The sequence below is a fragment of the Ruegeria sp. D7 genome (genome assembly GCF_056534355.1).
In genome coordinates this window covers 36,180-45,233 of record NZ_JBQFPG010000022.1, presented here as the reverse complement: position 1 = coordinate 45,233, position 9,054 = coordinate 36,180, and the positions used below count along the sequence as shown (strand labels likewise).

Annotated in this window: 7 protein-coding genes; 2 read left to right on the top strand and 5 right to left on the bottom strand. The window is 54.2% G+C overall.

Annotation, left to right across the window (positions count from 1 at the left end; all coding sequences use genetic code 11):
- The coding region (locus ACRZ9U_RS20450) for a pyridoxal-phosphate dependent enzyme (RefSeq protein WP_480902876.1) at window positions 1-324 on the top strand (324 nt) is incomplete at its 5' end.
- 116 nt (window positions 325-440) lie between these two features.
- Window positions 441-785, top strand: a complete 345-nt coding sequence (locus tag ACRZ9U_RS20445; protein WP_170394035.1) for a RidA family protein — start codon at window positions 441-443, stop codon at window positions 783-785.
- A gap of 447 nt (window positions 786-1,232) precedes the next feature.
- Here ACRZ9U_RS20445 and ACRZ9U_RS20440 read toward each other — a convergent pair whose 3' ends face one another.
- From ACRZ9U_RS20440 to ACRZ9U_RS20420, 5 genes are read right to left on the bottom strand one after another with little or no spacing between them, the layout of a single operon-like run.
- On the bottom strand, window positions 1,233-2,321 hold the full coding sequence (locus tag ACRZ9U_RS20440) for a ferritin-like domain-containing protein (RefSeq protein ID WP_170407132.1): 1,089 nt from the start codon (window positions 2,319-2,321) through the stop codon (window positions 1,233-1,235).
- Window positions 2,318-4,222 (bottom strand): GMC family oxidoreductase, encoded by a 1,905-nt coding sequence (locus tag ACRZ9U_RS20435; protein WP_170407134.1) that lies wholly within the window; start codon window positions 4,220-4,222, stop codon window positions 2,318-2,320. The genes ACRZ9U_RS20440 and ACRZ9U_RS20435 overlap by 4 nt, the downstream gene beginning before the upstream one ends.
- Window positions 4,219-4,695, bottom strand: coding sequence for a hypothetical protein (locus ACRZ9U_RS20430; RefSeq protein WP_170407136.1), 477 nt, complete (start codon window positions 4,693-4,695; stop codon window positions 4,219-4,221). The genes ACRZ9U_RS20435 and ACRZ9U_RS20430 overlap by 4 nt, the downstream gene beginning before the upstream one ends.
- A complete protein-coding gene (locus tag ACRZ9U_RS20425; RefSeq protein WP_170407138.1) occupies window positions 4,682-5,623 on the bottom strand; it encodes a hypothetical protein in 942 nt (313 codons plus the stop codon). Before ACRZ9U_RS20425 ends, ACRZ9U_RS20430 begins: the two co-directional genes overlap by 14 nt.
- A gap of 43 nt (window positions 5,624-5,666) precedes the next feature.
- Complete coding sequence (locus tag ACRZ9U_RS20420; RefSeq protein ID WP_480902873.1) at window positions 5,667-9,026, bottom strand: adenylate/guanylate cyclase domain-containing protein; 3,360 nt, start codon at window positions 9,024-9,026, stop codon at window positions 5,667-5,669.
- Window positions 9,027-9,054: the final 28 nt, after the last annotated feature.

Genomic DNA, 9,054 nt, shown 5'->3' with positions numbered 1-9,054 from the left:
CGCATGATGATCGTTCTACAGAAACTTGCAAACTTGCTGGATGTTGATGCCGCTCTATTGCAGGCGCGGATCGATGCCTATGACGATGCATTGCCGCCAGGTTACGGCAAAGTGAACGCAAGAACGCTTGCCGCACTGGAAAAAATGGCACGGACCGAAGGGGTTTTCCTCGACCCGGTTTATTCCGCCAAGACATTCGCCGGTTTGATGCATCTGGTTGAAAGCCAGAAGATTAAACCGGGTCAGAAGGTCATTCTGCTGCACACCGGCGGGCTGCCGGCCCTTTTTGGATATCAAAATGAACTGGCGGACAATCTGACTTGAAGGAAACTCGGCCTCGGAATGCCGGCTTCTGATCTATGGCTCCCATTGGCATTTCAACGCTTGTGCCGTGGGCAGCTCAAATCACTGCTAAATTCAACAATGAGAAAGTACAAGTTATGACAATCACCCGCATCGAAACCGGTCAGCGCATGAGCCGGATCGTCAAACACAACGGCGTTGCCTACCTGTGCGGTCAGACTTCGGACGCGCCGACCGTGGCAGATCAGACGCAGGACATTCTGGCCAAGGTTGAGGATCTTTTGCAAAAGGCAGGCAGCGACAAGACCCGCATCCTAAAATGCGAAATCTGGTTGGCGGATATGGCAGACTTTGCCGAGATGAATGCCGTTTGGGACGCTTGGGTGCCCGAAGGCCACGCGCCCGCCCGCGCCTGCGGAGAATCCAAGCTCGCCCGTGATGTATTGAAGGTCGAAATGATCGTGACGGCAGCTTACGACTGAGCGGCGGCTGATTGCGGTTAATAGGGTAGGTTTTCTGGACCTTTGCAAGTCCAGTCCCTCGGAGATTGAGCTATTCACGGTCTAGAAAACACCCTAGGTCTTCGCTTCTGCGTTCGCGTGCCCACATTTGCGTCTCTGAAAGCGATTGCTGACGGGAGATGACGGCGATGCGTTAGTTTCGCAGTTTTACCACCAACTGACATGTAATGAGCGCCCGTTGGGTTCTTATCGATTGCCCAAAGTGACTGTCGTGGATTCAAATCCTTACGCATCCTGGGTGAGTCAAGAAACAACACAGGATAAATAGCGCTATACGAGTGTTATCTCAGATCATTTTGGCCAATTCAGGACTGCGCTATGCTGCTGCTAATACAGCAAATTATTGCTTTCCGAATTTGACCAAATAGCTGCGGCGCGTATGGCATCGACTTGCAACGAAACGAGCGATCAACTCTTTGTCTTTGCAAGATACGTCCAGGTTGGTCCGGCAGTTTCCCCTGATCCATCAGGCAAAGGAATACGCATCAATTTTTGCGCCAGAGACTTGATGTCATACATTGCTGGGACCAATGATCTTAGCGCAGTCTTGTCCGTGTTGAACGCGATGTGCAGACCATCAAGCAGGCCGGACCAGGCCGCGTTAAATTCAGCAGATATTTCTGCGATCTCTGGCGCGTTTTTGAAGTCCTTTTCGGACGGATCATCCCGCATCGGGGATACCGCGCTCCAATCGACGATGAGGTCGCCACCGGTGGGCGGGCCGTCTATGCTGTCATCTGGTTTATAATACCGGCTGTGCAGGATTTCGTTGAATTTGAAATAGTGCGCAACATCCTCGCGGTGATCAGGGCCAGGGATAATGTCATTGTCGCCAGCTCTGTGACCAAGGTCTGCGCCTTCCCCTTCATCCATGATTTTCTTTATCGCCTTCAGCGCGGCCTTACGGCGCTGCGACGGGGTACCAATCACCTCGATCACCTCACCTCCAGCACCGAAATAGTCGGCGTCGGTGATTTGTCGTGCCTCATTACCAGTAAAAATCGCGGCATCCCCATAAGTATCACAGGCTTTGCGCAACCTTTCCCGGATGTAGATGTAAAAACCTCCGATCGTATGATAATCACCGCTTTTCGCAGCTCTTTCATCTTTTGGTGCCGTTTCAACCGCACGAAAGCTCTTGATTTGGTCTGGCGTAAACCTGCGCAGATAAACAGTTGGACCGCGCCCGTTTAGCAGTGGCTGGGGGTATTTGGGCAGCAGCTTAGGATTGTTCAGCTCCGGAGTTCCGCCAATCGAATTCATGACATTCGCCGCAAGAACCATGTGGAGCATTTCTTCGACCATAACCTGCCGGATCACTTCGATGGGTTCGGCGTTTACGATTGTTGGCTCAGACCGGTCATACTGGCCTTGTTCGAGGATCGAATAACACGCAGTCGCATAGGGAGGAATGGTAGTGAGTTCAAGAATAAGCGCGTCCTGAAACAGTTTACACAGTGTCGCGCGCTCTTTCTCCAGTTTGTCTTTCGAGGTCATTTTGCCCCCCCTTTCCGAACAGCATCCGATATTGCTCTGGAGGCTCGGTAAGCCATTGCCGACATCGTGAGTGTCGGGTTCGATGTTGCGATTGTTGGCATCGATCCGGCGCCTACCATCCACAAATTGTCGTGATCCCAGGTTCGCATTACGTCATTAGTCACCGAATTGCGCGGGTGCGTTCCGATCCGATGGGTTCCGACAAGATGACCTGCGCCAAAGAACGTGTATCCCCGGCCGTCATAGGTGAAATATCCGGCGTCAGATGGGTTGTAGGCCGTGTGGTTTCGAATACCCAGGCGCTGAAAAATCTGCGTACAGGTGTCGTACGCCGTCGCCAAACCGGCCCGCGAATAGTCATCCAGATCATAGCTGATCACAGGGCGATATTCACCCATCGGTGTGCGATAGGCGGGATCAATCGTGACTCGGTTGGTCGAGCGGGGCAGTTGTTCGACCATCGTGCCGATGCGAACCTGTCTTTGAACATCGTGATATAATTTGTCACGAAGCGCTTTGCCAAAGAGGTTCTCCTGTTCAACAAAGCGCGCCACATCCGTGTTTGGGGCCCCGGTGGCAAAGTTCCAGCCCCAGTTTCCGATCTCGAGCCTATGGGCGGCAGTTCTGTCACGAAAGGTCCCGTCCCGGAAATTGGCGTAGCTTGACGTCGATCCCGGCCCACGAAACGGACCAACTGGCTCGGGCGCGGAACCCCACGTCATCATGTAGGGATGATCCATCAGGTTGCGGCCCAGTTCGCCGCTGGTCCGACAAATCTCGGAAGCCAGCGCAAGAGTTACGTTTTCCACCGCTCCACCAGCAAGGACGTATTGTTTGCCCTTGGCACGGCGCAGTTCGTATTGCGTAACACCGGAGAACGGGTATTTCTTGTAGACGATACCCGAAACCCGACCGCTTTCGGCAAGCTCGACCTTGGACGCCACGGCTTGCGTGATTGTTTTCATGTGATGTTTGCGAATGTGCTTGGCATCTTCCAGCGTCTTCATCGCATTGTATTTTGCCTGAATTGGGCAGATCGGAATGCAGCTTGAGTTGCCCTCGCACCGCTGGCCCATATAGGCAAATGGACCGGTCGATCCTCGCGGGCGAAACTGATGCCGCATCTTGCGGCCCACGGGTATACCATTGGCATTCTTTGGCTTACGCGGGGTTGAGTTGCGGCCTTGCGGCGTGCGTGAGACTTTCAGTTTGACCGTGTCTTTAGGGTCTTCGCCAATTTCAATGGGCATGCCGTCTGCCCGGGCAAAGAACCCATCGATATAAGACGAGGGTATCGAGTGCATGGGGAAGTCATATCCTTTAGCAAAGTACCCCCGGTTATCATGCTTGCCCGAGGTCTTTATTCCCAATGCTCTGGGTGTCTGTTCCTCGGCGTCTGCTGAGACGCCGATTTCCCATTCGGCCCTCTCATAGTCGGATCGAATATCCTTGTAGCCAAATGGCCAGTCGACCCCCTTGCCGAACCTGCTCTGCATTTCGAAATCTGCGGGCATCATCCGAAGACTGGTGCCCAGCCAGTGCAAGGAGGTCCCGCCATAGGCACGCAGATAGTTGCTGCCAAACGGCAGCGGCCCGCGCTGAACAAAATACCCGTTTGTGTCCGGTTCGGTGCCGCGAACCGCCGTGATGTCCAGCACCGAGGGTGACGGCAAAGTCGGCAGATCCGGATAGGGTGAGTTCGGTGTTTTCGCCAACGAGAGGTAGTACTGATCCAGATAGGATCGGTAGGTCTCCCACGTTTTGCCATGATCCGCACCGGCCTCGAGGATCAGAACAGTGTGCCCTGCTGACACAAGCTCTTTCGCCAGAATGGCACCGGAAAATCCTGCCCCTACAATGACCACATCATAGGTTCTGTCGTCGTCTGTAATCGCGTTCATTGGCCCGCCTCCCGTTTCCGAGGAGGTTCAAGCGCCCAAGCACCAAAACCCTGCTGCTTTGCCCCCATGGGATGGGCACCGATGGCGTCCCAGACCAACCCTTCCTTGTACGAGCGTGTCGAGATGATCTTGACCACATCAAAGCGAGAAGCGCCGTAGCTTTCGCGCCATTCTTGCGAAAGCGGAACCCACTGACCCGTGTACCAAAGCTGAATCAGCGAACGCGCAATCGGGCCAAGGCACCTGTCCGACAGATAAGTTTGGCGGATAATCTGATCATCGTCCCCTTGCCCGAGGGATTGAGCGTGAGACAGAAACCGGCTCAAAATCTCTTCTGGTAGAACCTGTCGGAATTGATGCCAGTATTCCCCGGTGCACCCGGTCCCTTGCAACTCGGCACTATTGTAACCCGTCAATGCCGCGCTGACCGACAGGAAGGCTTGATGGGCGGGACTGTTGTCATGCTGTGACATGGCGGTCTCCATCAATGGCATCCACGTAGAACCCGCGCGGCTCGAAGCAGGCGGGGGGGCTTTCAAAAACCTGTACGGCGACAGGGGTGAAGTCGGTGAACAACCGATGCATGTCCCGTGTCATTGGGAAATCGTTGTTGCCGAGTTTCAGTTTGAATGTCTTGGCGATGCGCTTGCCGTCCTTGTTGTCCAGCATTGCAGTTTCGAAGAGGCCCGAGATTGTCCAGCGGGTCCAAACAGTGCGGCCAAGACCGGTCGCGAATTCCGGGATCGGAGTGCAATTTGTTGTCGTCCACTGATTGCCGCTGAGCTTTCCCAAATCGGCGGTCAAATCGTAGACGATGGTTTGCGGGTCGTCGGGGTTGACCAATTGAATCCACCAGGATTTCGGAGAGATTGGCGGATTTCCTTTCATTTTGGCGTTCAGCGACGGCACTTTGTAATTGAACTGCCCCAGAAACTTGGGCTCGCCAAAGGCCTGACGCCCAGCCTTGACTGCAACCGCATTGTCTGCAGCTACGTGTATTCGCAGATGCCCGATGGTTTTGGTCTGATCGCGGCCGTGCAGATACTCGGTCAGGGACATCTTCGGAACGCCGGGCACCCGGTTCGAAGGGTAAGCCAGAAGGTTAAATTCAACCTCGTTCACAAAGCCCAAGGAATTGTCATAGTGGGCGGTGTAGCGTTGAAAATTCAATAGAATGACAGCTTTGTTCTTTCCATTTTCATCGGGGAACTCCGCCACGCACAATCCTGTACCCTTGACGAAGGGTTTGGCGGCTTCGACTGAGGTATACCAATACATCCATTGGCATTGCAGAGAGGCATAATAGAAGGGAAATGTATCAAACTGCTTGGGCAGTTTTGGCATGACACCGGTGACATTCGTCTGATGGCAGCGGTCACCTTTTGATTTCTTCTTAGTCATAATGGCTATGTCCTCCCGACTGGCTTTGACTATCTCGTATTTTTCAAATGTCCTGTGATGAGCTCTCCGTTTTTGCAGTTCCAAGTTTATTCAGAATAGCGCGTGTCTCGGCCAAATCCGGACCATCGAACCCGGCGACTTCTTCAACCGCTTTTTTGATCCGGTTCAGGCAATCGGGGGTTGGATCAAGCTTTGCCAGCTCTTTGATCGTACGCAGCAGTGGACCAAAATGCCCGCGGTCCAGCGCCAAACTGACAGCCTGCTCGAAATGATCGATACACGCTTCTTCTTGACCTTGGGCAAGCGACAGACGTCCTCTTAGCCGGGTCAAACCGACAATCCAGAATTGTTCCCCCCCACCCAACGTGATCTGCTCGGCTTCGTCCAAAAGCTCTTCTGCGAGTTCGAGATGTCCGTGCAGGATGGCCGCGTCTGCATAAAGATACAGAAAGAAACTCAACCCCAGCCGGCAGCCGGTATCCCGCCATTCCTGAAGACCAAGTTCGATTTCCTTCAGCGCGCCGTCGCCCAACTCGTTCCGGCGTGCCCATCCGTTCATGATCCGCGCCCATCCACGCCAGAACTGAAACGAGTACTCCTCTGACAGCGCAATCAGATTGGCCGAGCTTTCCAGTACAAGGTCTTCATCGCCGCGGAACTGCGAGATCCAACCCAGAAATGCATTTGCAAAGGATTGACTGAAGGGATGCGCTGTTTCTTCAGCGTGAAGCACGGCCTTTTCGATCGCGGCCAAAGCGCTTTTCGTGTCGCCTGACAACCAGCAAGACAGCGCACGATATCCCTGAAGCGCGACGGATAGATCAACGACGTCAAAATCCAGCCCCATGAACCGGTGCTCAAGCGACAGATTGACATCAATCCCTGCCTGCAAATGCGTTAGTGCGTCCTGCGGCTGGCCAAGATATGTCTGCAGCGAGCCAAGTGATCTCTCGGCGGATACAATAGCAAGAGGGCTTTTCAGATCCTGACAAAGCGACACCAGGCGATCCGCATTCTGTTTCGATACAGCATATTCGCCCCCCAGCATTGTCGATCGGAACTGGCCATAGACGACTTTAAACAACCGCTCTGTTTCGCCGTATTCACGACACAAGGTTTGTGCCCGGGCATAGGCGGAAAGGACCGAATTGTGTGCGTATCCTCGTACAAACGCCAACGGAACCGCGATGGTGATTTGCAGATCAATCTCGCGCCGGTCGCGGTCTTGCGAAGCAGGCAGTTCCTGCAGACATTCCAGGGCGTGTTGCAGATGGGTGATGGCCTCAACATTTGCAGAATGATCCAATGCCTGGCGCGCGGCCCGCATAAGGTTGAGCTCGGCCGCCAAATAATCACCGGCGCGCCAATAGTGATGGCCCAGAATCTCTGGCTCGTGTTTAACAATTTCCTTGTAGTTCTCTTCAAGAACCGCCGCGATTTGACCGTGCCATCTGGACGCCGTCGAACGCAGCATGGATTGATACGCCGCATCCTGTACCAAGGCGTGACGGAACCGATATGTGTCTTCCACGCCTCTCAGCCCGGCGGGAACAATCAACTCTGTTTCAAGTAGCTGCTCCAGCGCTCTGGTGATTTCCTGGTCGCTCCATTTCAAAACGTGGCTAAGCAGGTTTCTTTCAAAGTTGCGCCCGATTGCAGCAGCGACCTGCACGATCTCGCGGCTGGCGGATAAACGGTCCAGCCGGGCCATCAAGGAATCCTGCAGAGACTCCGGAATTGCCATGGACAACTCGGCCTTACTTTGCCCCCGGCTTACCAGCAGACCGGATTCCATCGCCATTTTGGTCAGTTCTTCGACAAACAGCGGCACGCCATCGGTTCGGTCTGCCAACTGGCTCAGAACCTCATCCGAAGGGCGGATTCCCGAAATGCTTTCAACCAGTTTGAAGATATCGCGCCGGACCAGACGGTTCAGCTCCAAGGTGGTGACATGTGACTGGTTTCGCCAGGGTGACTGGAATTCACTGCGGGCCGTCATCAAGACCAGGCAGCGTCTACTTGACAGTTGCTCAACCCATCCGTCGACAAACTCAAGCGTGGAAGCATCGAACCAATGTACGTCGTCTAGCAACAACATCAGCGGTGAAGATTGTTCTAAGCCTGCGCAAAGGCGCAGCAACGCTTCGATCAACGCACCCTTTTCCCGTTCAGGCGCCATTGGTTCAGCCGGGATTGAAGTGTCTTCCAGCGCCACTAGGCGCAGAATGGGCATAACACAGTCAGGATCATCGAGACCGAGTTCAGACAAAAACCCGATGATCTTAGCCCGGTTCTGTTCTGGAGTCTCATCAGGTGTCATTCCGGTCAACGCCGTAAGCGCGTTTTTTATCGGGTAAAATGCGCTGCTTTGATGAAGCGGTGAGCCGAACAGAATGAACTGCGACGCATCTTCTTCGGCCAGGTCATCGCTTAGCCCAAAGGCGATCTTAGATTTTCCGACACCCGCATCGCCGGTCAGCAACAGCACTTGCCCTTCACCTTCCAGCGCACCCTCCCACCGAGATCGGACCAAGGCAATTTCCGCCGTTCGACCGATGGTTGGTGTTTTGTCGTGTGAAAAGTCTTTGCGCCCCGTTTCGAACCCCAAAACCTTCTGCCGGGCCTCAAACAGTTCTAGCGGAGCGCTAATCCCTGCCAATTGCGGCGCGCCCAAAGACACAAAGTCGAGCCGTTCACCAATCAGGCGTCGCGTCACCTCGGAGATCACGACTTGCCCGACCTCGGCAACGGACTGAATACGGGCCGCCACGTTCGGTGTGTCTCCGAACAGCCACATCTTTTCGTCCAATGACGAGCTGTTGGCGGTGCCAACAACAACGGGTCCGGTATGCATTCCGATGCGAACGTTGGTCGCAACCGGCTGGCTGGAAAATCCAACTTCAATACCCTCTGCCATCTGGGTAATTTCAAGCGCGCACAGCGCGGCCGAATAGTGACTCGCCTCTTGCGCGACGGGGTAACCAAAGACAGCCACAACACCATCACCTGCATAGTTTGCGATCTCACCGCCAAATTTCGCAACCGTGCTACCGACCAGATCGCGATATTGGGTGATAAGCTCACGATAGTCTTCGGGATCAAATTTTTCGGACAACGCGGTAGAACCAACCAGATCGCAGAACATGACGGTCAGTTGCCGCCGTTCCGCAACATTTTCAGGTGCGGGCGTTAGTGGCGGTGAATTGTCTTGCTCTGAGTTTTTGACCGGCGCTGATCCGACCACAGACGCACCGCAGGCCGTGCAGAACTTTGCCTTTTGCAAAGCTGGGGCTCCGCACGCTGTACACGTAAGGGACAGGGCGTTTCCACAGCTTTGGCAATATTTCGATCCGGCAGGATTGGCCGAACCACAATTTGGGCAATTAACGTCAGGACTTACCAAAATGGTCGCCTTCGTAAGTTTAGATAGA